We start from the raw sequence: 22,520 nt of genomic DNA on the forward strand, positions 1-22,520 counted from the left end.
CTTTGGCATCAATAAGACTGATTAGGTCGGGTAAGATGCAGTGAAAGTTTTCACTTTTTACAGCGTACGAACTGTGATGACTTATCGTTAGATTTAATCATTGCCAAGCTCGCCACCTCCATATTTACTCTCTGTGGGAGAACTTGGTATTCTGTTCTACATAGTTCTGCATTTTTCTATGTTTTAGTTAATGATTACTTCCTCCTAAGTTTTTCAACTACGACTCAGTATAACATGATATGCCGTTAATTTAAGGCCAAAATTGCCCGTAACAACTGGCCCAAAGCAACCCCTTGGCGCTCATCCGTTCGACGCTGGTCCAAGGTCTCGGCAACCGCTAAGTTGAGCCACTGATTGGCGAGTTCCAAGCTTCGCGTCAGAGAAAAGCCTCGCCCCAACAAACCGGCAATGGCCGCCGCTAACGTGTCACCAGTCCCGTTGTAATGTCCCGGCAGGCGCGGCTGTCCCACGTACTGAACATCGCCCCGCTCATCCAACCAAGCGCAACCAATGTGGTCGTCACGTTCAACATCCGTGATGACAGCGTGGGCGCCCGGCTTCAATAACCGTTGCAACGCCGTTAACGTTGGTTTTAATTCTGGGTGGCGCTGATATGGTAAGTCCGTCAATAAGCTGGCCTCCGTCACGTTCGGTAAAATGACGTCCGCCGATTTAATCAACGTCCGCATCGCACCAACGTAGGTCTGATCAAAACCACTATAAAGTTTACCTAAGTCGCCAAGCACCGGATCAACGACTAATAGATCCAAGTTTTGGTTGGTCAAGTAATCGGTCAGTAGTCCGCAAAGTTCGACCGAACCGACGTACCCGATCAAAGCCTGGTCAAATTTTAATTGGGCCTGCGTCCAGTGTTTGAACACGGCGGGGAGCCAACTTGATAAGTCAACAACGGCCGGACGCCCATAGCCGCTAGTATGCGTCGAAAGTAGGCTCGTTGGTAACGCGGCGACGTCGTACTGCATCGCCGTTAAAACGGGCAGCGCGGCACTTAACGAAATGCCGCCGACCGCTGATAAGTCTTCCGCCACTAAAATTGATGCCAAAATAATTCCTCCTTTAAGAGCGTTACATTCTTCAAACTATGTACAGTGATGCGCTGAATAACTCCGGTCATGACTAATGATAAAAAATAGCTGTGATCCAAGTTAACTTTCAGCCTTTCATTATTCTAGCAGAATCCCTTGCGACTGTAACCCCATCGCTCACGGGTGCGTTCAAAAACACAAGCAGTTAAAGTGACTAAGTTCTTAATAATTAAAACCAGATTCTAATTGACTTTTAATTATTATTCACGGTATCATATTATCATAGTAAATTGTCAATTTTGACAAAAGACTGTTAATAATAACTAAAAAAAGGTGGTTCATTCTATGGGGATTCGTCAGCGCATCTTCCAAAAGGAAAACTTGGAGCGCTATTTACAAAAAGATAGTCAATTTGAGCGAACCCTAAGCGCCGTTGATTTGATTGCGCTCGGGATTGGCGCGGTGATTGGGACCGGGATCTTCATTCTTCCCGGGACCGTTGCCGCAACTAAGGCTGGTCCGGGAATTATTTTATCCTTCGTCATTGCCGCCATCGTCTGTGCAGTGGCCGCGATGTGTTACGCCGAGTTTGCATCGGTCTTACCCATCGCTGGTTCCGCCTATTCGTACGGTAACATTGTTTACGGCGAAATGGTCGGCTGGATCATCGGCTGGGCCCTCGTCTTGGAATACGTCCTGGCTGTCGCAGCGGTGGCCGTCGGTTGGGCCGCTTACTTTAACTCGTTTATCGCCGGCTTCGGCTTAAAATTGCCGAAAGCCATCACCGGTTCATTTGACCCGGCACACGGTACCTACGTTAATTTAGTGGCCATCTTAATCGTCTGCGCGATTGCCTGGATCATCGACGAAGGCTTGAAGACGTCCGTTCGTTTGAACAACATCATTGTGGCCGTAAAACTTGCTATTATTGTTATTTTCTTACTCGTTGGGTCATTCTATGTTAAACCAAGCAACTGGACACCATTCGCACCGTTTGGCGTTTCAGGGATTTTCCAAGGGGCAGCGGTGGTCTTCTTCGCCTACCTTGGATTTGACGCCGTTTCCTCATCAGCTGCCGAAGTTAAAAACGCCAAGCGCAACATGCCGATTGGGATTATCGGGACCTTGGTCGTCTGCACAATTTTCTACATCTTAGTATCAGGCGTTTTGACCGGGATGGTTTCATATAAGCTACTCAACGTTGATGACGCGGTGACCTTCGCCTTGCAACTCGTTCATCAAAACTTTGTTGCCGGGATTGTCTCAATCGGGGCCTTAGCTGGGATGTTCACCATGATGGTGACAATGATTTACAGTAGCTCGCGGTTACTCTACTCAATTGGCCGGGACGGTCTACTTCCTAGCTTCTTAGGTAAAATCGACAAGCACCACGCGCCTAAGTACGCCATGCTGACCGTGACCATCGTCATCTCAATTTTAGGTGGCTTCATTCCGTTAGGACAACTGGCCAACTTAGTTAACATCGGGACATTGATTGCCTTTACCTTCGTTTCCTTTGGGATCATCCTATTGCGGCGGAATCCAAAGTTGAACCAGATCAAGGGCTTCCGGGTGCCATTCTACCCCGTTCTGCCAATCGTTTCTGGTTTACTCTGTCTCTTCATGATGACGCAGCTTTCCCTAGAAACGTGGGTCGCATCGTTAGTTTGGTTCGTACTCGGCCTAATCATCTACTTCAGCTATGGCATCCGTCACAGCAAGATGGGCCACGCTGAATCCAAATAAAGCAGTCAATTAATTGCATTCTTACCTTAACGGCACTACGCTAAGGTCGCGTGGGAGTTAGATACTGCCACGTGCCATACTAATTACAATGACGGGTCTGAGAATTTTCTCAGGCCCGCTTTTTTAGTCAAATACTTGTGTCCATCAACCGTTCCCGATGACAGCGGTTCCACTTTAAGGTATGATGTGGGTAATAATAAAGGATGGTGATCATGATGTTAACGCCTAAAATGATCCATAACGATGTTAGTACGCATCACGAACAATTTTTAACGATTCTAGAAAAGGATCCTTGGCTGATTCCCGCATTGACCGCACTACACATCGTTCCCGTAGTTGTTGCTGCCCACGGCTTTTATAAGACGCTTGCGCTCAGTAAGCAACTAAAAATCGAACGCGAAAAGACCAAGCAGCTGGCCCTACAGCAGGTTGAAAAGGTCTCGACCGTAGCGCAAAATCACCACTGTCACATGCCGCTACCAGCAAAAATCAAGCAACACTTGCACCCAGAAGACTAATCTAGAAAATGTACAACAAAAGATAGCGTATCAGAAATCATTTAAGCATTTCTGATACGCTATCTTTTGTTTAATCAATGCTTACAGGTGAATCTTAACGCTCGTCGACCCACCAAGCAGCTTAGCAACTGGACAGCGCTGTTCCGCTAACGCCAACCAGTGACTCGCCGTGGCTGGATCAACTTCTGGAATCGTTACTTGGGCATCCACAAAGAACTGATAGCCAAAACGATCCCGGCTCATGCTGACCGTTGTCACGACTCGACTCTGATGCGGTTGATTGTGCTCGCCTTCAATGGCGGCTAGCGTTGCGTTCAGACACGTGCTGAGCGCTAGGCCTAACAGTTGCTCCGGGTTCGTCCCGGGAACGTCTTTGAGCGGACTAGCGACCGGTACTGCTAGCCCGTCTGGAACGTAAGCCCGCCCTTGCAGGCCATCTTCATTAATCGCCCGGGTCGTGTACAGAATTGGAAATTTCTCCATCAAGTTCACCCTCCCACACTAAGTTAGTTATCTTTAGCTATCAAAGTACCATAAACTTACTCGACCGTCCCTTAGAAGCGTTTGCACACAGCGAAATAGCGGTATAATGTTAGGTAAATTAAACTTTTAGAGGACGTTTGCTATGATAAATAATCAATTTGCGATCGTGCCGACTGATTCAGAAGCGGCCATCGCGGAACTCACTAAAATTCATTTCATCACACCAGCAATGACCAGCCTAACCACGGTTCCGGCCGTTTATCGGGCACTGTTGGCCGAGAGCTTTCCAGAAGTCAAAACGACTAGTGGTCTCAAGCATAAGTTTGCCAACCTGATGGCGACGAGCCAACTCAACTTGAACGAATGGTTAGAAAACGCGACCGTCGTTAACAACCAGGTCTTTTACAACGTTGGCCTCCAACTGCTGGGCTTTTTACCGGGGCAGGACTTTGACTTAGCTGATCCCCTGCTCGCAATGCGCGACATCCACCTCCCAATGGTGGCCGACAGCGCATTTGATCGTGAATCCCTATACTACGCGTGGTACTTGCTCTTAAATACCCGTGGGAACAACGGTCAAACGTTGATTGAGGCGTTAACGGCACGGGGCTACTTTGTGCCGTTTTACCAGTTGCCTAACGAACAAAAGCCCTTGTTTTTCAATGGCAAAGCGCAAGCCGTCTTTAATACGAACGACTTGATCCGCGACGTCGTCTACGTTGAAGCCCCCTTAGATACCGACCACGACGGCAAACGGGACTTATTAAAGGTCGAAATTTTGCGGCCGGCCGAGACGGCCACTGGGTTGAAGGTACCGGTCCTATATACGGCTAGCCCTTATAACCAAGGTATCAACGACCACGCTGGCGAGGCGCAAATGCACAACGTCGACGTGCCGCTGACCGCGAAAACACCTGACACTAACACTTATGAAGACGTTGAATACCAACCTCAGACACCAGATTTACCGGCAGAACGACCGGTTAAGACGACCAGTGACGACGCCGAAGAAACGTTTGGCCGCGAAAAGTCGTATACGTTAAACGACTACTTCTTAGCCCGCGGGTTTGCCGTCGTTTACGCTGCTGGGATCGGTTCCGTCGACTCCGATGGCTTAGCGCCAACTGGTGACATCGATGAAACCACGTCAACGGTCGCCATCATCGAATGGTTAACTGGCAAACGTCACGCCTTCACTAACCGTGACGCGGACGTTGCCATCAAAGCTTGGTGGACGAACGGTTCAGTTGCGATGACTGGCCGATCATACCTAGGAACGCTGGCGACCGCCGCAGCCACTACCGGTGTCGATGGGTTGAAGACGATTATCTCAGAAGCCGCCATTTCCAGCTGGTACGATTACTACCGTGACAACGGACTCGTTGTGGCACCGGACACCTTCCAAGGAGAAGATACCGACGTTTTAGCCGCTGAAGTCTTTTCACGGAGTCTAAAATCCGGCGACGCTCATCGGATTCAATCTAAATTTGACGAGAAGCTTGCCGAGTTAACCAAGGACCAAGACCGCGATACTGGAAACTATAACCGCTACTGGGACGAGCGAAATTACCTTAAGAACGTTGATAAAATCAAGGCTGACATCGTCATGGTCCACGGTTTAAACGACTGGAACGTTAAGCCACGTAACGTTGCCAACCTCTGGGATAAGCTTCAAAAAGTTCCCGTAACCAAGAAACTGATCTTGCATCAGGGACAACATATTTACATCAACAACTTACAGTCACTCGACTTCACCGACATGATGAACCTCTGGCTGAGTCATGAACTCTATGGCTTGGACAATCACGCTGAATCGTTGTTGCCAAACGTTTTAGTGCAAGACAACACTAAGGCTGAAACTTGGCACGGCTACGATAATTGGTGGCAAGACAGCACCCAGTCACTCGATTTCAAAGTTCAATATAAAGAACTCGTTCCCGCTGATCACCCCGTTGACCAACGTGCGGCCCACTTCACGGATAAGTTGCCTGACAAGCTATTCAAACATTATCAACAAGATTTGAACGCTTGGCAAACCGACTTATTGAGCGAGTCCAAGACGAATCCACTGTACGACCACCGACTACTATTCAAGTCGTGGCAGGCACCTAGCGACCAGTTACTTGTCGGTCGTCCGCACGTTCAGGGATCCGTCGCCGTCAATAAAAACTTTGGGATGTTGAGCTTCATGCTGATCGACTTTGGTGAAGCCAAGCGGTTAACGGTCAGTCCACAAATGATTGCCGCTAAAGCGCTCGATCTCGGGTTCCACTGGCGCGAAGACGATTTAAAGGACTTCAAGCTCGCACCCGCAACCCCTTTCAAAATGATTACGAAGGGGCACTTAAACTTACAAAATCGGCATCACCCGTGGCACGCAGAAGCCATTCAGCCAAACGAATTTTACGACTTTGAACTTGATCTACAGCCAATTTTCCACCACCTACTCAAAGGGCACCAAGTTGGCTTAGTCATCTATGGCACCGACATGAAGATGACCATTCGCGGTAACCAGGACTTACAATATTCATTGAACTTAAATGATATTCAATTGCACATCCCGGTCAAATCAATCGACGAAAACTAGCGCATACAAAAACGGTTGAGGAATCAAATCCTCAACCGTTTTTTGTCGAGCCTTTAACTGAGTTAACCATGCCGTTTCGTCAGACAGAACCGGTGTGCTATGGGAGACGGTCCCAGCCACAATGCGGTCTGGGATCCTCGATTCCAAGCCGACAAACCACGTCTTTGAATCGCTCCGCAATATTAGCCAATGGCCCCGGCTAATATTGCCGCCACAGCACACCAATCCTGCCTGACTTCACTAAAACACTGGGTTTTTAGTGTTATTACTGGCAAATGATTGTAGGTTGACTCAGATAACAAATATTTTATTGATATAGCAACATTAACACCAATAGATTCATTAAGCTTCCCACTTTTGGACGTCCGAAAGCTACGCTGGGTTGGTTTTTAAACAATCCTAGCGTAGCCAGCAGAACCAGTGGGCCGTGTCGGCGCTGTTAGCTGGCGTTGTTTGCCAGGTTACAGTGCGGGGCGACTTGAAAGACTCGTTCTTTGAGGCTTTCAAGCGAGGCGAAAGACCGTTCTTTGTCTATAGCCGACCCCATGGCCCACTGGTTCCGCTGGCGCAGCGTCGAAAATTGTTGCCTTTTTAGCGATAAACAGTAACAGGGTAGCGATTAAACTAGTTCTAGTACTTTCAGCCTTTAATAACAAAATAAAACACCGCCAAGCAGCCTAATCAGGTTACCTGGTGGTGTTTGATGTATCTATTTTATGCACGCAATCCTTAGTTGTTAACCGATGCAATTTCATTGGCAATCAACTTGGTCAATTTGCGGTTCCCAGCTGTGTTGGGATGGACATTATCAGAAGCAAACCAATCGGACTGGTTCAACGCCTTCTTGTACCAATCCACAACGTGAACATTAGGATGGTTCGCAGCCGTCTTCTTGATCTGGGTGTTAACCTGATGTTGCCAACTTTGAGTTGGGACGTGGGCCGTTACCCAGAAAATCTGGTGGTCTTTGCCAATCATGTTGACCACTTGTTCCGCTTGGCCGTTCGTAATGGTCCCGTTCGTCCCAATGTTGATCAAAACGTTATGTGCTAACTGCCCTTGTTGCTTAAGGGAACTGATGATTGGTGGTACGTCCGTGATTTGGCGACCAACCTTTCCTTGAACAACCGCACCTGGAATAACGTCTTGCAGATCCGGTGAAACGTCTAATAACACCGAATCACCAATGGCGGTCAAATCCGTAGTCCCCATGGCTAAGACAACTTGTGGCTTCAAGTTATATTCCTTAGCAACCTTTTTCTGTTTCGGGGATAACTTGGCGAGCGCCGCTTTGGTCTTCATCTGTTCAGTCTTAATCTTAGCGGCCTTAGCAGCGGCTTTTTGCCGTTTCAAAGCGGCCGCGTTTTTCTTGCTAGCATTTTTAGTGTTCTTATCAATAGTCTTTTGTAAGTCCGTTTTTTGCGTTGCGGCTGATTTACTTGGCTGTTGCACAAACCCAACTGCCGTAATCACGAATAGGATAATGGTTAGCCCGGTAATCGTTCCAGTAACCCGGTTGAACTTAGGTGCCCGCAAGAAGTTAGTGAAGTCTGTCCATAAGCGACTGTAATCGTAATGACGCATTGGATCTTCAATAAAGCGATAGCTTAGTTCCGTTACCAACAAAATTAACGCAACTTCAATTAAGCTGTTGACTAAGGGATGGTCCCCGATGTTTTTCACTTTAGTTTCATAGAAAATCATGACTGGAAATTGATACAGGTAAATCCCGTAACTACGTTGTCCAATATAGGTAAATACGGGATTAGTCAATAACCGGTTCATGTGGCTTCCGGGGTGCGCAACCGTCGCAACCAACACGGCTGAAACGATGGTGAATAGTAACATCCCGCCACGATAAGTGAATGCCGACGTCCCTGCCATCTGGAAAAACATCCAGATTAAGACGACCAGTGAGACGCCGCCCAAGATATCCAAGGTCAGCTGATTACTATGACCAATGTCTGGTGACAATTCTCGTGACGGCCAAACGAAGGCCAGGCCAGAACCAATCAAGATGGCAAACATCCGGGTATCAGTCCCGTAGTAAACCCGGTTCGTATTGGCTGGATCGTATAACAACGCCATGGCGACCGCGGAAATTCCCGCCATCGCAAGCATGAACCAAAAGATTCGTGAGCGTTTCTTGAAAATGAGCATTAATAGTCCAATGATCAGTGGCCAGAAAAGATAATACTGACCTTCAATCGATAATGACCATAAATGGGTAAATGGTGATTCGCCGTTAAAACGGTCAAAGTAACTCTGCCCATGGCCAATTTCAAACCAGTTATACACGTACAATAGATTGGTCACAACGGTCGCGCGAATGTTGCTCAACAACGAACGCTGAAACAACGTAATGTAGGCCGTCGTTCCTAGTAACATCGTCACAAACGCCGGATACAGTCGCCGCATTCGGTGTCCTAAGAATCGGCCGATTCGCACGTGACCGTAATTCAACCAGTCTTGTAATAAAATATCCGTAATTAAGTACCCGGAGACCACGAAGAAGATTGGTACCCCTAAGTACCCACCTTGTAATGACGCCGGCATTAAATGATAAACGATAACCCCAATAACCGCCAATGTTCGAATACCATCAAAGCCGGTGATGTAACGGCGAGGACGCATTCGATGCCGGTTCATTCTTGTCATTGTCCGGCTCATGTTAACTCTCCGTAAATTTTCACTCATTTTCTAATTACCCCTTGAACTATTTCTTCTTTACCGACGTACCCGTTGGTATCCAATGCTTCCACTATAATCTGCCAATAACAGACCTGACTAGTATAATTATCTCTTTTTTAATTATTTTTATTAACCGTTGTATTCATTGAGTAGTTTGAACACTTGCCCCATCTATGCCCGTTATCTAAGGACATACACCCACTCATAAAAATAAGCAAAACAGTACACAGCGGTATACCGTTGAGATATTTAAACCATAACCAATTTAAGCTGAATTAGTTACCTCAGCTTACAAAAACAACTCATCTGCGCATTCTGCCCGTTTAACCATGATACTGACCCGTTAACAAGTTAACTTTTGTAATCTCGCCACTGCTGAAGTGTTGCGTTCGACCATCGGGTAACCGCACCACTAAGGCCCCATTTTGATCAATATCTTCAACAACGCCATCGTAGGTTTGTACGCCGCTTTTCAAAACCACCCGCTGGTTGATCACCATCGATAACTTGCGGTAAGTTGGCATAAAATCGCCCGTCCGGTACGTCGGGTAACCATCAAAAAAAGTCTGCAACAACGTGCGTACGACTTGATTCCTGGTGATTGCCGTTTGATGTGTCAAAACAGCGCCCGCCTTCTTTTGAATCGCCGTCGGAAACGCCGCCGTCGTCAAGTTAATTCCCATGCCGACCACTACCGTTGAGATCTGGCCAGTTTCCAGATTAGTAATGCCTTCCGACATAATCCCAACAACTTTATGATGATTGACTAAAACGTCGTTCACCCACTTGAGTTCTACGGAAACATTGAATAATTGCTGTAACGTTTGTGCAACGACAACTGCCGTACTCGTCGTCAACAAGCCCGCGTTTAGCGGCTGACTCGCCGTGACTGGCAATCCGATGCTAAGATAAATTCCCGTTTGCCCTGGTGAATAAAACGTCCGTCCGGAACGCCCATACCCCGCCGTTTGCGTATCCGCAACCACGACCACCGGTTCAACTAGTGGTGTTCGGGTCGCCATCCGCTTCAGGTAAGCATTGGTCGAATCAACTGATGGTAACACGTTTAACTGAACTACTGGTGATAATTTGAGACCATTCTTAATGCCTGCCACGCTCAATTGATTATTTTCAACGTAGCGATAACCCAATCCATGCCGGCTTTCAATTGAATAACCAGCCGTTTGTAAACCCTGAACCACCTTCCAAACGGCTGTCCGACTAATAGCTAGTTCACTAGCCAACCGATCCCCAGAACAGTAATCTGGAGCCGTAGCCATCAGTAACCGTAATACTTCGGTCTGGTTAGCCATCTCAATCTCACCTTTTTCTCATTAGTTAACCCATTATTTCATATTGGTTAACTAACCGCAATTGAATAGAAAAAATGTAATATTACATTTTTCTGCTAATATCAGTTTAGCTATTATTCCTGAAAATGTAAGCGGTTGTCAAGCCAAAGCCATCTCAAACCTTAATCTTTATCTGGCCTACTTAACAAGACTATTTTTCAGAAATTGTCAGCCCCCTTTACATAATCTATATTTCATTAATTCGTTAATACTATAAATCACAGTTATCTATTATCACGCAACTATTGATGAGATACCACCCCCTCTTTTGACCGTCATCCGCTATCAGTGGTAAGATAATGATTAAAATATTTAGAAATTAGGTGATCATTTGAAACAGGGAACGACGATCATCACACTGGATAACGGTTACCATTTATGGACCAATACCCAGGGTGAAGGCGACATTCAATTACTTTGCTTGCACGGTGGCCCAGGTGGTAACCACGAATACTGGGAAAATTTCGGTGATGAATTATCCGACTTAGGCGTTCAAGTTTCCATGTATGATCAGTTAGGTTCTTGGTACTCTGATCAGCCCGACTATTCAGATCCTGAAATTGCCAAAAAATACCTGACTTACGATTACTTCCTCGATGAAGTTGAAGAAGTTCGGCAAAAGCTTGGCCTTGATAACTTCTACCTTATTGGTCAATCATGGGGCGGTGCCTTAACCATGATGTACGCGCTCAAGTATGGTCAACATTTAAAGGGTGCCATTATCTCCAGCATGGTCGACAATATCGAAGAATACGTCACGCACGTTAATAAAGTTCGTGAAGACGCCCTTCCCGCCGATGCAGTGGCCTACATGAAGCAAAAAGAAGCGGAAGGCAATTGGGACGATGCGCAATACCAAAAATACGTGGACGTCTTAAATGCCGGCTACGTTGACCGTAAACAGCCAACGTCAATTCGTCATTTGATTGACACGACGGCCAAACCCGTTTATAACGCTTTCCAAGGCGATAACGAATTCGTCATCACTGGGAAGCTTAAGGAATGGGACGTTCGTGACCAGATTCATAACATCAAGGTTCCAACGTTATTGACCTTTGGTGAACACGAAACGATGCCACTCGACTCCGCACGGCGGATGGCCCGCGACATTCCAAATTCACGGTTAGTCACTACGCCTAATGGTGGTCACCACCACATGATCGACAACGCACCGGTCTACTTCGACCACTTGAAACAATTTATCAAGGACGTTGAAGACGGTAGCTTTAATAAGTAGTCTTTTGAAATTTGACTAAAGTAAAACGGTCACCAGCTGAATTCAGTTGATGACCGTTTTTTTATTGTCAACGTTTCATTGAAACATCAGACGTTTAATATCCAAAGGTAGATGATAAAGATAAAGAAGAGCACGTACATGAGTGGATGGACTTCCTTACCATGCTTAGTTGCGACCATCGTAATAACGTAAGTGATAAACCCTAACGCGATCCCATCAGAGATACTGTAAGTCAACGGCATCCCAATCACGGTTAAGAATGCGGGTACGGCAATTTCAAACCGTTCCCAGTTAATTTGCTTTAATGATTCGGCCATGAGCACCCCAACGATGATTAATGCCGGTGCGGTGACTTGGCTCGTCACAACGTTCAATAATGGTGAGAAGAATAGCCCAAACAAGAAGAGAATTCCCGTTACAACGGCACTCATCCCGGAACGTCCCCCTACCGCAATCCCGGCAGAAGATTCAACGTACGCGGAAGTTGGTGAAGTCCCCAAGACGGAACCAACTAACATGGAAGTTGAGTCAGCCATCAACGCCTTCCCAACCCGTGGCATCTTGTTATTACGCATAAAACCAGCTTGTTCAGCCAATCCGACCAGCGTACCAGCCGTATCAAAGAAGGTCACCAACAAGAACGTTAAGACAACGATAATTAATTGTAATGAATTGATGTCCCCAATGTGAGTCAGCGCGACCCCAAAGGTTGGTTTTAATGAAGGCGCAGCGGAAACCACCGTCGATGGCATCTTAATTAAACCAGTGACCAATCCTAAGATGGACGTCAAGACCATCCCGATGAAAATCCCACCCGGAACTTTACGACTCATCAAGATTAACGTGACGATCAACCCGAAGATGGTTAACCAAGTCGTCCCAACCGTCAATGAACCTAAACCAACGACCGTCGACTTATTCGCAACGATCAAACCACCGCCGTGTAACCCGATAAAAGCGATAAAGAACCCAATTCCGGCAGAAATCGCTAATTTCATATCCCGCGGAATCGCATCAATGATCATTTCACGTAACTTAAAGATGGTGATCAACATGAAGATTAACCCGGCAACGAAGACCCCTGCTAAGGCCGTCTGCCATTTCACACCCATCCCAATAACAACGGAGTAAGTAAAGAAGGCGTTGACGCCTAGCCCAGGCGCGATGGCGATTGGGTACTTCGCAAGTAGCCCCATCATCAGACACCCTAGCGCGGAAGCTAAAGCAGTCGCGGTAAACACCGCCCCTTTATCCATTCCAGAAGCACCAAGAACACTCGGATTAACAAATAGGATGTAAGCCATCGAGACAAAGGTCGTTAACCCGGCCAATACTTCCGTTCGCATGGACGTTTTCAATTCTGAAAAATTAAAATACGTTGCAATTTTATTCATGTTTTCCTCCAAATATTTTAAATAATAGAAATAGCACAATTGTAAACGTTCGTGTTTCTGCTCTGTATAACAGAATTAATCCTAACATTGTTCTTAATTAAAAGCAATATCCGAACACTAAATAATTTTATTGTGATTTACTTTCCACTTTCAATTTAAATTGGCAGCGTTAGAATGGAGTTGGTGTAAGGGATAATTTACAAAAATTGTCTGGGGAGCGTGATCAATATGGCAAGTTCCAAGTTTAGTGCCATCTTTTTTCTCATCTTATACGCCGTTTTACTCTACTTCGTTTTTACCATGAATAACATGGTTGCGATGTACATAATGGCCATCGGGATGTTTTTAGAAGCTTGCGAGGGTGTTTACTGTAACTTCTTTAAGCACTAAAAAAATCCGGAAAAACGTGGGGACTGCTCCCCATGTTTTCCGGATTTTTTAGTGTGCGATTGGTCGTTGCTGGTCTTGGTTCTTGCCCAGTTGTGCAACTTGCTGACAAAAACCTTCCATCATCTTTAAAACCTGATCAATCTGCTCAGCACCTAACTGGTTGACCCATGTATCAAAATGTTTCGTAATGGCTTGATTGACAATATTTTCGACCTGTTGTCCGCGTTCAGTCAAATGCAAATAGAGTCGCCGGCGGTCTTGCGGATCTGGCACCTGAAAAACGTAGTGCTGCGTCAACAGGGCTTTGACTTGCCGCGAAATCGCACTGCGCGTCACTTGCCGCTGAACAGCAATATCGTTTAATGTCACTTGGTCACTATCGGTAATCCGTCGCAAAATTAAAAACTGCTCAAACGAAAGTTTATTTTGACTCAACGGCCACGCCACCAAGTCCGCCATATTCTTAGTGGCATCCTGATACGCTTCAAAATAACTATTTAATAATTTACTCAAATCGACATTTTTCATGATATTACAGTCACCCCACTGACTTTTATCTAAATATAACACGTCTTTAACTAATTTACTGATATCAGCCCAGCTTTTGTCGTTTTTTAGACATGTAAGGCATCCTGCCTAACATTTCAAGCGGACAAAGGAGTATGATAATAGTAGATGAAACGCTTACTAAAGGAGATGATTGCATGGTCCTCACACCCTTGCACCAAGTCGAATTACGCTTGATGCAAACTGTCATTAACATTTGTGACACCGAAAAAATCGACTACTTTTTAATTGGTGGCTCACTGTTGGGCGCAATCCGGCACCACGGCTTCATCCCGTGGGACGACGATATTGACATCGGCATGCGTCGCAGTGAATACCAGCGCTTTATCGCGGTTGCGAACCGCTACCTTGATCCAGATCAATACTTCTTACAAACGGGGGCTAGTGATCCCGATTACGGTCTCAGTTATATGAAGCTACTTGACGTTAATACTTATATTGAAGAAAAGAATAACGTCAATAACGCGTTTAAAGGCGTCTTCGTCGATATCTTTCCCTTCGACAAGATTCCTGATGACGAAGCCCTCCGTCGTTCCCAAATGATGCACTTTCGTTTGGAAGACGCTGCGATTTTACTGCGGTTGAACTATAACTTCGTCAAAACGCCCCTTCGTAATTTGTTAACGAAGCGGACGCCGCAACAGTTAGCCGAAGTCAACGGCCACAAACAAGATCGTGAAGGTTATATGCGCTTATACGAACAATCTGATTCGCGGACGTACAAAAACCTCGCTTCGCAGTACGATTACGATAAAGAAATCTTATCCTATCAAGAACTTACGGAATTGGAATCAGCGCCATTTGAAGATTTACAGGTTAAAATTCCCCGGGCTTACGATCAGATTCTGACCCGGATGTACGGTGACTATCTCCAACTACCACCGACCGATCAACGAGTTGAAAAACATCTGAACAAACTGATTATTAACAATCACGAAATCTTATAGTTTTAACTAGCGTGGTTCAGGCGTTCTCGTAACCGCCGGACTACGCCTTTTTTGGTATCCAGCCTTTTTGGCTACTTTACATTATTATGAACTACTCAGTCGTCGTTTCACCCTTGTTAAACGTGTGTTAAGATTAAAAGAATTATTTCACTAGACATCGCGTTTACAAGGTATCAAAACATTTAAATGGGGGATCTAAATGGCAGCAAAATTATTTGGTATCATGATGATCAATGTTCAAAACATTGAGCTTTCAATCGTTAACTTACGGACCCTAAAACAGGTCGAACGGGTGCGTTCCGACGTGGCTTTAGGTGAAGACATCTACGATCAACACACGATCAACTACGATTCAGTCGAAGAGGCAGCGTCCGCACTGACCGGTTTTGTCCAAATCATGAATGATTATGGCGTGGAAGACTATCGATTATGGGGATCATGGTCATTATCCACTGCCAACAATGCCGACTACGTCCAAGATCAGCTACTAGTTCGGACCGGCCTCAAAATTTCCTGGCTCTCCAGTAGTCAGGAGACCTACTTACGCTCAGCCGCCGTTGCAGTTCACTTTCCACGCTTTAAGCAGATGATTGAAGAACCGACCTACTTACTAGGGATCAATTCCGGAAGCGTCGGTATTTCCCATTACGATCAGGGCAACTTCGCCTTCTCTCGTAGTCTCCGCTTAGGACCCGTCCGGATTTCCGAGGTGCTAGAAGATTTACAATCTAGCGTTCCAAACTACGTTGAAGTCCTAGACGACTACATCTCAAGCCAAATTGCGGACTTTGGACGCTTCTTACCCGGTCGCCGGGAAGAACCTAGTAACGTGGTGATGTTGGGGGTCGCTCCGTTTGCCACCCTCTTCCGTCAACAACAATCTAAGGCCGGTGTCGAAGAACTCAGCAAGGCTGATTTTCAAGCCCTCTACGATGACGTTATCGACGCGTCTGATCAGTATTTAATGGACAAATACGAAGTGGACGAAGAAGACGTGCGCTTAATCGTGCCCGAACTCTTACTGATCAACGAATTGCTTCAGCTCACCAACGCCCAGAAGATTTGGTTGGGGAACGTAACCGTTTTAGACGGCCTCATTATTCAAGAAGCGGTTAAATTAGGTTATAAAAAATATAACTTCAACGATCAAATCATTACCGCAGCGAAAAACATCGCTGACCGTTATAACGTTGAACCGAAACACCGCGACCTCGTCACGAAGTTCTCCCTTCACTTATTTGATCAGCTAAAGCCCCTCCACCACTTAGATAAGCGGGACCGGCTACTACTACAAGTGGCCTCCATCGTCCACGACGTCGGAAGCTACATCGATCCGCACCAGCATTACATGCACTCGGATTACATTTTACGTGCGACTGAGCTCACTGGTCTGACCGACGACGAAAAGAAAATGATTGCGATGATCTCCCGCTATCACAGCGCCCAGACCCCGTCGAAAGACTTAAAGCACTTCGAACACATGACGCTTCAACAACGCGTGCTCGTATCCAAGCTATCCGCTATCTTGCGAATTGCTGATGCGTTGGACGACGGTCGCAAACAAAAGATCAGTAAAATTTCAGTCTCCATTAAAAATCCACGCGTCATTATTACCTGTTTCTCCCACGACGATCTGTTTTTAGAGAATTGGGTATTCGCGCAAAAAGCCGAATTCTTCAAGGAGGTCTTCGGCCTAACACCAGTTATTAAACTTCGGGGGGTACGTTAAAAATGAATTATCACAAGGAAGAATATTATACGAACCGTGAATTAAGCTGGCTCGATTTTAACTACCGAGTATTGGACGAAGCCCGCGACAAGGACAACCCGTTACTAGAACGCGTTCGCTTCTTGGGTATCACCCAAAGCAACCTCGACGAATTCTTTACCGTCCGGGTCGCCTCACTCCGTAAATTAATGTCCGTTAACTACAGCAAGCCCGACCCTGCCGGCATGTCGCCAGAACAACAAGTGAAGGCCATCAGCGATACGGCCCACGAGATGGTCAAGCGCCAATACAACACGTTGAACCGCTCACTGTTACCATTGTTAGAACAACACGACATTCACCTTTTACAGATGGCCGACTTGTCCGAAGCGCAACACACTTTTGTTAAAAATTACTTCGACGATGAGCTTTACCCAGCGTTAACGCCGATGGCCGACGACTCATCCCGACCATTTCCATTCATTGGGAATAACACGCTCAACATTGCGTTACGAATTTATAAAAACGGCGATAAAAAGGATCGCAAATTTGCAACGGTTCAAGTGCCCGACGTTTTCCCACGGGTCGTAACGTTACCGGGTAAGCCTAACCAATTCATCTTAATTGAAGATATTATCAAGGCTTTCGTCGGGTCACTCTTCATCAACTACACCGTCAAAGAGACCAGTGCCTACCGCGTCATGCGCGACTTGGACTTAGACGTTGCCGAGGAAGACACGTCCGACCTCTTAAAGGAAGTCCAAAAACAACTGAAGATGCGTGAACGGGGCAAAGTCATGCGCCTAGAAGTTGAAAAGAGCATGAGTAAACACCAACGGACCCGTCTATCTAAAGCTTTGGGCATCGAGGAAAGCGCGCTGTACGTCATTAACGGGCCGTTGAACTTAACTTTTCTATCGAAACTCGTTAAGGCCGTCAGTGGTCACGAAGACTTAAATTACCCGAAGTACCACGCAAACTATCCGGCCGTTTATCAAGAACACTCGATTTTTGACATCATCAAGCAACACGACGTTTTGATGCAGTATCCGTACGATGACTTCAAACCGGTGGTCGACTTCATTCACGAAGCCGCCGAAGACCACGACGTTTTGGCCATCAAGATGACCCTTTACCGGGTTTCTGCGGATTCGCCGATTATCAAATACCTCGGGCAAGCCGCACAAAATGGCAAACAAGTGACCGTCCTAGTCGAAGTGAAAGCCCGGTTTGACGAAGAGAACAACGTCCACTGGGCCAAGAAGCTTGAAGAAATGGGCTGCCACGTCATCTACGGTTTAATTGGACTAAAGACGCACTGTAAGTTAGCCTTAGTCGTTCGGCGTGAAAATGAAGGTATTAAACGCTACATGCACATGGGGACCGGGAACTATAACGACGTAACCGCCCACTTCTACACGGACATGGGCCTGTTCACGGCTGATACCGACATGGGCATCGACGCCTCCAACATTTTCAACATGCTTTCCGGCTATTCGGAACCCCCTTATTTCCACAAACTACACATTTCACCAGACGGCATTCGCGACTTTATCAACGAAAAGCTTGATGATGAAATTGCCATCGCAAAAGCGGGCAAGCCGTCGCTAGTTCGGATGAAGATGAACTCGCTGTCCGACCCGCAAATTATCAGTAAGCTCTACGAAGCATCCCATGCGGGCGTTAAGGTTCAGCTGATTATTCGAGGCATTTGCTGCTTAAAGACGGGCATTAAGGGCGTTTCTGATAACATTGAAGTGCATTCGATCATTGGTCGTCTGTTGGAGCATAGCCGAATCTACTATTTCAGTAATGATGGCGAACCACAGATCTACCTATCAAGCGCGGACATGATGACGCGGAACCTTAACCGGCGGGTTGAATTACTCTTCCCACTGCTTCAGCCAGAAATCAGCCGGCGCGCCATGGCCATTTTTGAAACGATGTGGCAAGACAACGTTAAGACCCGGGTACTGCAAGCCGATAACACTTACACGAAAGTTGACGGTCGGGGCTTAGAAATGTTGGATTCTCAAGACCACTTCATTCACGAAGCCGAACAAGAAGCGCAAGCTGACCACAGTGAAGCGCAACGTACTAGTAACAGTCACCAATTCATTCCAATGATGAGTCCTAAGAATGAACCTAATCCCTTAAACGGAGAGGAAGAGTAGTATGGAAAATTTTGCCGTCATCGATCTCGGATCAAACTCATGTCGGATGACGATTACCCAGATCCAACCGGATGGTAGTTACGCCGTAACCCACCGGCTCAAGGAAATGGTGCGCCTATCCGAAAATGAAAGTGTCGGGGAGGTGCCAACTTTACAGCCGGCCGCCATCGAACGTACCCTGACGGCACTAAAATCATTTAAATCCGTATACGACGAGTTACCCAACTTAACGTTGACCGCGGTTGCGACCGCAGCTACGCGTAAAGCTAGCAACCAAAAGAAGTTCTTGAAACAAGTCAAAAACGAACTCGGATTAGACATCGATGTTATTCCCGGGACGACCGAAGCCTATTATGATTACCTGGGCGTCGTTAACACCCTACCAACGACCAACTGTGTGATGGTCGACACGGGCGGCGGTAGTTGTGAACTCGTCTTGATCATTAACGGCCAAGCCAAGGAATTGATCAGTTTGCCGATTGGGGCCGTCAGTCTATCAGAAAAGTTCGACTTGCGCGATAAGGTCGCAGCTAACGAGCTCTTTAAAACGATGACTTTTGTGGATAAACTGTTTAACAGTGTCTGGTGGCTGCGCAACGGGTTAAACCTTCCCTTGGTTTGTCTCGGCGGGAGCAACCGCACCTTGGCAAAGATCAACCGGCGCAAAAACGACTTTTTAAACTTTGAAGACATTCACGGTTACCGGCTGCGGGACACCGCAATCTACGAGACCTTTGACGAAGTCTTAGGCAAGGACGCTGCTCAGCGAGCTGAAGTCCCTGGTCTGGCTAAGGATCGCGCCGATATTATTGTCGGCGGCATGATTCCCGCCATCACCCTCATGCGGTTTTTAGACTCCGATCGGATGATTTTCTCACAAAACGGGTTGCGCGAAGGCATCCTGTTCGAGCACCTGACCCAGCTAGCCGCTCACAAGAAGCAAACTGCGCCAGCGGACTAAATTCGTTACTAAAAAAATCTTCCCACAAGGCTAACTGCCTTGTAGGAAGATTTTTTGGTTGTATTAATAACTAAAGATTGAAAGTGCTAGAACCAGTTCAATCGTTGCCATGGCACGACTTACCGAAAAATTTAGCTATCTTCGGCGCTTCGCCGGCAGAGCCAGTGGGCCATGGGGTCGGCTGCAGACAAAGAACGGTCTTCCGCCTCGCTTGAAAGCCTCAAAGAACGAGTCTTTCAAGTCGCCCCGCACTGTAACCTGGCAAAAAACGCCAGCTAACAGTGTCGACACGGCCCACTGGCTCTGCCAGCTACGCTAAGATTGCTTTAAAACAACCTAACCATGCTTGGTAACGACCGGAAACGGAAAACTCAACCAATTTTATTGGTGCTAACGTTGCTATATCAGTTAATTAGTAATCATTTTTGCTTTTCAAACTTTAGTTAATAAATTAAAATCACGGCTGTATCAGTATCCTGAGACTCAAACAAACTAGTTTGTTTTGAGCGCAGTCGGGTAGCCTTGGTGTGCTGTGTCGGCAAGATTGGCGGGTGACTTTTGCGCCAATCTTGCGGGGCGCTTCAAAGACGTGGGTTGTCGGCTTTGAAGCGAGGTCGCAGACCGTACTTCGGCTGGGACCGTCCCCCATAGCACACCAGGGCTACCCGACGAAGCGGATACTTAGGAATAGCTATCGCTACTATTATTGCTCTTTTTTAGCTTGGCGTTGTGCGGCTTGATCCTGATGCCAACTAGTTGGACTCCATAATTGTCCTTCCATCGAGCCCTGCAAACTTTCAATTTCGGCCTGTTGGTCACTAAGGACCTTAATGATGCCGTCAATGGTGTATTGGTTACCATCCGCACGCAAATCCTTCAAGGCTTGAATCGCCCACGCAACTTGATCTTGTTCACTCATGTCAAAAACTCCTTTAACTCTCAATTCGTATTTTTCTATTATATTGTACGCAATGTTTCACCTTTAACCAACCATTTTGCTTAAATTTCAGACCAACAAAAAAGTGCCACCGTTATAAATAACAGTGACACCCACGTTAACGGTGATTACCCAACTGCCTGTTGGTCGTCATCGTATAATTTTTGTTGAATTTCGCGTAATTCTGACTTACGCACTGAACGTGGCAAGAATGCCCGAATATCTTCTTCGTTGTAGCCGATTTGTAAACGACGTCCATCATAAATGATTGGCCGCTTTAGTAGTTGTGGTTTTTCGACTAATAAATCTAACAATTGGTTAAAGCCAAGGTCAGACAAGTCAATGTGCAGTGCTTTGAAAGCCTTAGAACGCGTTGAAACAATGTCCTCGAAGCCATTTTCAGTGAGCCGGAGGATTTGTTTCAATTCATCGCGATCCAGAGGGTTAGCAATAATATCGCGTTCATTGAAAGTAATGTTGTTTGCAACCAACCATGCACGCGCACTACGGCTTGACTTGCTGGATGTTGAATAATATAAGTTTACTGTCACGATGAATTCCTCCTAAGTTTACAGTAAGTTACTTTATCACTTACTTTTATATAGTAAGTATACGAGATTAGTCAAGAATAGTCAAGGTTTGTCAGGACTTTTTTCTTGATTTATTTGTGACGATTATTTGACCATTTTTATCCTAACAATTACCTTAGAATCGTAACGGACAAAAGCGGTATCTCTATGAGATACCGCTTTACCACTATACGACACTAACTGCCCGGGCTGGGATCGAACCAGCGACCTCTTGATTAACAGTCAATTATTCTACCGCTGAACTACCGGGCAATAACTTATGACTGTATTTATACACGCTTTTGAACATAATTACAAGCTTTTTCGTAATTTTTTCAAATTATTTCCACATAATTAATAAACTGACTATCCCTATAACGGATAGAGTCCAAGCCATGACATCACAGAAAAATCTTTTTGTTTTATAATTTTTGCAATCGCGTTTCTAATTTCTCCTTCGCTTAGATACGTTTGCAAATTATAGTAGTATTCTCCCTTCTGATTTTGCATGGTCAGTTGCCACAATCCTAAATCGGCCCACACGTCAGTATCCGGAACCTGCTTTTGGTGCTTGAAGATCACGTGCATCGTTGGTTTCCACGCTTCTTTATCTTCACCGGTAACCCGAATCAATCGCCGTACCTGCCCGTGAAAACGAGCTGCCGCCACCCCACAAATAACGATTGCGGCGACGATCAGTCCCGCACCAACGCCAAACGATCCTAGTAATAAGTTCGTTAGCATCGGCGTTGCCGTCAACCGCGTCGTCGCCACTACCTCCACACACATTAAGAGCCAAATACCGACGACCCAGCCATTCATCCAATTCAGAGCAACTTCCCGCGCACGTCGATAAACGGCCAAGCGATAATGGTTATCATCACTGACGATTCGCTGCGCCGGTTGAACCGGTGAGTAAGCCACCGCCATCTTCCCGTTACGAAACGTGAAACTCGTCAGCGGGTGAAAAACGTCGGTCATCGCCGTTAATGTCTTGGTGGGTAAGTATTCCGCTAATACCTTTTCTGCATGCGCAACGGCCTTGAAATGGTACGTCATACCTTTGACAGCCGTTAATTGATACCCACGCTGTGCTTGCCGGTTGAGCCAAACATTTTCAGCGACAGAACCTTTTAAAAAGAACCGTGTTTTTTGCATGTCGGGACCCCCTATAAATTAGAATTACTAAATTGAATCCTAATTATATTCGGAT

The 22,520-nt window shown here is 46.3% G+C and carries 18 protein-coding genes and 1 tRNA gene; 9 read left to right on the forward strand and 10 right to left on the reverse strand.

The features are described 5' to 3' along the window. Positions 1-245: 245 nt before the first annotated feature. Complete coding sequence (locus IV64_RS08175; protein WP_057706759.1) at positions 246-1,064, reverse strand: PfkB family carbohydrate kinase; 819 nt, start codon at positions 1,062-1,064, stop codon at positions 246-248. 327 nt (positions 1,065-1,391) lie between these two features. Between IV64_RS08175 and IV64_RS08180 the strand changes: the two genes are divergently transcribed. Continuing rightward, positions 1,392-2,792 (forward strand): amino acid permease, encoded by a 1,401-nt coding sequence (locus tag IV64_RS08180; protein WP_057706760.1) that lies wholly within the window; start codon positions 1,392-1,394, stop codon positions 2,790-2,792. A gap of 215 nt (positions 2,793-3,007) precedes the next feature. Continuing rightward, positions 3,008-3,310 carry a hypothetical protein gene (locus tag IV64_RS08185; protein ID WP_057706761.1) on the forward strand — a complete coding sequence of 101 codons (303 nt, stop codon included), beginning with the start codon at positions 3,008-3,010 and terminating at the stop codon, positions 3,308-3,310. An 81-nt stretch (positions 3,311-3,391) separates the two neighbouring features. Here IV64_RS08185 and IV64_RS08190 read toward each other — a convergent pair whose 3' ends face one another. Then, positions 3,392-3,793 carry an OsmC family protein gene (locus tag IV64_RS08190; RefSeq protein ID WP_057706762.1) on the reverse strand — a complete coding sequence of 134 codons (402 nt, stop codon included), beginning with the start codon at positions 3,791-3,793 and terminating at the stop codon, positions 3,392-3,394. Positions 3,794-3,935: 142 nt separating this feature from the next. On the opposite strand from IV64_RS08190, the gene IV64_RS08195 reads away from it, so the two are divergent. Further along, positions 3,936-6,380 (forward strand): Xaa-Pro dipeptidyl-peptidase, encoded by a 2,445-nt coding sequence (locus IV64_RS08195; protein WP_057706763.1) that lies wholly within the window; start codon positions 3,936-3,938, stop codon positions 6,378-6,380. Positions 6,381-7,109: 729 nt separating this feature from the next. Here the strand turns inward: IV64_RS08195 and IV64_RS08200 are convergent. Both IV64_RS08200 and IV64_RS08205 read right to left on the reverse strand, forming a co-directional pair. Next, positions 7,110-9,077 carry an acyltransferase family protein gene (locus IV64_RS08200; RefSeq protein ID WP_083491611.1) on the reverse strand — a complete coding sequence of 656 codons (1,968 nt, stop codon included), beginning with the start codon at positions 9,075-9,077 and terminating at the stop codon, positions 7,110-7,112. Positions 9,078-9,394: 317 nt separating this feature from the next. Beyond that, positions 9,395-10,384, reverse strand: coding sequence for a biotin--[acetyl-CoA-carboxylase] ligase (locus IV64_RS08205; protein WP_057706764.1), 990 nt, complete (start codon positions 10,382-10,384; stop codon positions 9,395-9,397). 370 nt (positions 10,385-10,754) lie between these two features. Here IV64_RS08205 and IV64_RS08210 point away from each other — a divergent pair, with 370 nt between their 5' ends. Beyond that, positions 10,755-11,660, forward strand: a complete 906-nt coding sequence (locus tag IV64_RS08210; protein WP_057706765.1) for a proline-specific peptidase family protein — start codon at positions 10,755-10,757, stop codon at positions 11,658-11,660. An 86-nt stretch (positions 11,661-11,746) separates the two neighbouring features. Here IV64_RS08210 and IV64_RS08215 read toward each other — a convergent pair whose 3' ends face one another. After that, positions 11,747-13,054: an NCS2 family permease gene (locus IV64_RS08215; protein WP_057706766.1), complete on the reverse strand. Its 1,308-nt coding sequence runs from the start codon at positions 13,052-13,054 to the stop codon at positions 11,747-11,749. 228 nt (positions 13,055-13,282) lie between these two features. Between IV64_RS08215 and IV64_RS14560 the strand changes: the two genes are divergently transcribed. Then, positions 13,283-13,444, forward strand: coding sequence for a hypothetical protein (locus tag IV64_RS14560; protein WP_157061108.1), 162 nt, complete (start codon positions 13,283-13,285; stop codon positions 13,442-13,444). A 48-nt stretch (positions 13,445-13,492) separates the two neighbouring features. Here IV64_RS14560 and IV64_RS08220 read toward each other — a convergent pair whose 3' ends face one another. After that, positions 13,493-13,972, reverse strand: coding sequence for a MarR family winged helix-turn-helix transcriptional regulator (locus IV64_RS08220; RefSeq protein WP_057706767.1), 480 nt, complete (start codon positions 13,970-13,972; stop codon positions 13,493-13,495). Between the two features lie 176 nt (positions 13,973-14,148). Here IV64_RS08220 and IV64_RS08225 point away from each other — a divergent pair, with 176 nt between their 5' ends. From IV64_RS08225 to ppx, 4 genes are all read left to right on the forward strand, one after another. Next, on the forward strand, positions 14,149-14,958 hold the full coding sequence (locus tag IV64_RS08225) for a LicD family protein (protein ID WP_057706768.1): 810 nt from the start codon (positions 14,149-14,151) through the stop codon (positions 14,956-14,958). 199 nt (positions 14,959-15,157) lie between these two features. Beyond that, entirely contained in the window at positions 15,158-16,687 is a 1,530-nt protein-coding gene (locus IV64_RS08230) for a Ppx/GppA phosphatase family protein (protein WP_057706769.1), read from the forward strand. 2 nt (positions 16,688-16,689) lie between these two features. Then, positions 16,690-18,840: an RNA degradosome polyphosphate kinase gene (locus IV64_RS08235; RefSeq protein ID WP_057706770.1), complete on the forward strand. Its 2,151-nt coding sequence runs from the start codon at positions 16,690-16,692 to the stop codon at positions 18,838-18,840. Between the two features lies 1 nt (position 18,841). Next, positions 18,842-19,801 (forward strand): exopolyphosphatase, encoded by a 960-nt coding sequence (gene ppx / locus IV64_RS08240; RefSeq protein WP_057706771.1) that lies wholly within the window; start codon positions 18,842-18,844, stop codon positions 19,799-19,801. A gap of 703 nt (positions 19,802-20,504) precedes the next feature. Here the strand turns inward: ppx and IV64_RS08245 are convergent. The 4 genes from IV64_RS08245 to IV64_RS08260 all read right to left on the reverse strand — a co-directional run bounded on the left by IV64_RS08245 (position 20,505) and on the right by IV64_RS08260 (position 22,465). Further along, the gene (locus IV64_RS08245; RefSeq protein ID WP_057706772.1) at positions 20,505-20,720 is read right to left on the reverse strand and encodes a hypothetical protein; all 216 of its coding nucleotides are present in this window, start codon (positions 20,718-20,720) and stop codon (positions 20,505-20,507) included. Between the two features lie 146 nt (positions 20,721-20,866). Further along, entirely contained in the window at positions 20,867-21,289 is a 423-nt protein-coding gene (locus IV64_RS08250; protein ID WP_057706773.1) for a Spx/MgsR family RNA polymerase-binding regulatory protein, read from the reverse strand. Between the two features lie 219 nt (positions 21,290-21,508). Further along, positions 21,509-21,580 (reverse strand) — tRNA-Asn (locus IV64_RS08255). 99 nt (positions 21,581-21,679) lie between these two features. Beyond that, positions 21,680-22,465, reverse strand: coding sequence for a DUF2812 domain-containing protein (locus IV64_RS08260; protein WP_057706774.1), 786 nt, complete (start codon positions 22,463-22,465; stop codon positions 21,680-21,682). Positions 22,466-22,520: the final 55 nt, after the last annotated feature.

Source organism: Lactiplantibacillus xiangfangensis (genome assembly GCF_001438845.1).
Classification (GTDB): domain Bacteria; phylum Bacillota; class Bacilli; order Lactobacillales; family Lactobacillaceae; genus Lactiplantibacillus; species Lactiplantibacillus xiangfangensis.

Bases quoted from the DNA above. Each gene is read 5' to 3' on its own strand.
- IV64_RS08180 (WP_057706760.1), top strand. From the start codon at position 1,392: ATGGGGATTCGTCAGCGCATCTTCCAAAAGGAAAACTTGGAGCGCTAT.
- IV64_RS08185 (WP_057706761.1), top strand. From the start codon at position 3,008: ATGTTAACGCCTAAAATGATCCATAACGATGTTAGTACGCATCACGAA.
- IV64_RS08190 (WP_057706762.1), bottom strand. From the start codon at position 3,793: ATGGAGAAATTTCCAATTCTGTACACGACCCGGGCGATTAATGAAGAT.
- IV64_RS08195 (WP_057706763.1), top strand. From the start codon at position 3,936: ATGATAAATAATCAATTTGCGATCGTGCCGACTGATTCAGAAGCGGCC.
- IV64_RS08200 (WP_083491611.1), bottom strand. From the start codon at position 9,077: ATGAGTGAAAATTTACGGAGAGTTAACATGAGCCGGACAATGACAAGA.
- IV64_RS08205 (WP_057706764.1), bottom strand. From the start codon at position 10,384: ATGGCTAACCAGACCGAAGTATTACGGTTACTGATGGCTACGGCTCCA.
- IV64_RS08215 (WP_057706766.1), bottom strand. From the start codon at position 13,054: ATGAATAAAATTGCAACGTATTTTAATTTTTCAGAATTGAAAACGTCC.
- IV64_RS14560 (WP_157061108.1), top strand. From the start codon at position 13,283: ATGGCAAGTTCCAAGTTTAGTGCCATCTTTTTTCTCATCTTATACGCC.
- IV64_RS08220 (WP_057706767.1), bottom strand. From the start codon at position 13,972: ATGAAAAATGTCGATTTGAGTAAATTATTAAATAGTTATTTTGAAGCG.
- IV64_RS08225 (WP_057706768.1), top strand. From the start codon at position 14,149: ATGGTCCTCACACCCTTGCACCAAGTCGAATTACGCTTGATGCAAACT.
- IV64_RS08230 (WP_057706769.1), top strand. From the start codon at position 15,158: ATGGCAGCAAAATTATTTGGTATCATGATGATCAATGTTCAAAACATT.
- IV64_RS08235 (WP_057706770.1), top strand. From the start codon at position 16,690: ATGAATTATCACAAGGAAGAATATTATACGAACCGTGAATTAAGCTGG.
- ppx (WP_057706771.1), top strand. From the start codon at position 18,842: ATGGAAAATTTTGCCGTCATCGATCTCGGATCAAACTCATGTCGGATG.
- IV64_RS08245 (WP_057706772.1), bottom strand. From the start codon at position 20,720: ATGAGTGAACAAGATCAAGTTGCGTGGGCGATTCAAGCCTTGAAGGAT.
- IV64_RS08260 (WP_057706774.1), bottom strand. From the start codon at position 22,465: ATGCAAAAAACACGGTTCTTTTTAAAAGGTTCTGTCGCTGAAAATGTT.